General features: G+C 59.3%; 2 protein-coding genes. Both read left to right on the forward strand.

Annotation, left to right across the window (positions count from 1 at the left end):
• Nucleotides 1–1,018: MFS transporter (locus A2I95_RS38235; protein WP_291737627.1), on the forward strand; the 1,018-nt coding region annotated here is incomplete at its 5' end.
• A gap of 138 nt (nucleotides 1,019–1,156) precedes the next feature.
• A partial coding sequence (locus A2I95_RS38240) for a DUF924 family protein (RefSeq protein WP_291737628.1) occupies nucleotides 1,157–1,372 on the forward strand: 216 nt, incomplete at its 3' end.

Raw genomic sequence — 1,372 nt, forward strand, 5'->3', positions numbered from 1 at the left:
CCTTTACCCGATCCTGCCCAGCACGGTTGCCTGGGGCCTGGGCCGGGTGATCATCGGATTCTGCTTTTCCGGCGTGTACGTGACTGCTGAAAGCTGGTTGAACAACTCTGCCGACAACTCCAACCGGGGCAAGGCGCTGTCGCTGTACATGATCGTGCAGATGGTCGGTATCATCGCTGCGCAGGGGCTGATTCAGGTCGGCGATCCAGCCGGTTACGAGGCGTTCATCATCGCCTCGATCCTGGTTTCGATCTCCTTTGCGCCCATTCTGCTGTCGATCTCGCCGACCCCGGCGTTTGACACCACCAAACCGATGACCCTGCGCGAGATCATGCGGATTTCGCCGCTGGGCTGTGTCGGCATGTTCATTCTGGGCGGCGTGTTTTCCGCCCAGTTCGGGATGAGCGCGGTCTACGGCGCCGCTGCGGGGCTGAGCCTGGGCAACCTGTCGCTGTTTATCGCGACCTTCTATATCGGCGCCACTATCCTGCAGTATCCGCTGGGCTGGGTCTCGGACCGGATGGACCGGCGGCTGTTGATCATGGTGGTGGCGGCTGCAGGCGGCTGCGGCGCGGTGTTGGGCTTTTTCTACGGCATGGACTTTAAGATGCTGCTGGTTGCGGCCTTTATCATCGGCGGCCTGTCGAACCCGCTGTATTCGCTGCTGATCGCCTATACCAACGACTACCTTGAGCATGAGGACATGGCGGCGGCGTCCGGCGGGCTGGTGTTCATCAACGGGCTGGGCGCCATTGCCGGCCCGATGATCACCGGCTGGCTGATGAGCGACGCGGTGTTTGGCCCGGCTGGCTTCTTTGCGCTGATTGCGGCGCTGATGTTCTTGATGGCCATCTATGCGGCTTACCGAATGACCCAGCGCGCTGCGACGCCGGTTGACGAGACCGGGAGCTTTGCCGCGATGTATCCCAGCTCGACGCCTGTGGCGGTTGAGTTTGCCCAGGAGTACGCGATTGAGACCGAGCTGGAAGAGCAGGAAATCGCCGGCGAGGAGAATTGATTGCGCTAACCAGCCGGAATTGTGAGGATTATTTCACACAGAGGTCTTGCCTGTCGCAATTTGTGACCCAAGGTTACTTGTAATGGTAATGTAAAATGGCCTGAAGTTAGGGTCAGGAAAAACTTGGAGTTACGACCGATGACTGGTCCCGAAGAGATACTTGCATTCTGGCTCGATAAGGTTGGGGAAAAGGGATGGTATCTGCAGGATGACGCGCTGGATCAGGAGATCCGCACGACGTTTCAAAAGACCTGGGAGGAGGCCTGCGAGGGCAGGTTTTCCTTCTGGCTGACCTACCCCAGCGGCACCCTGGCCTACATCCTCCTGATGGACCAGTTCCCCCGCAACATGTTC

It is taken from the genome of Leisingera sp. F5 (assembly GCF_001593695.1).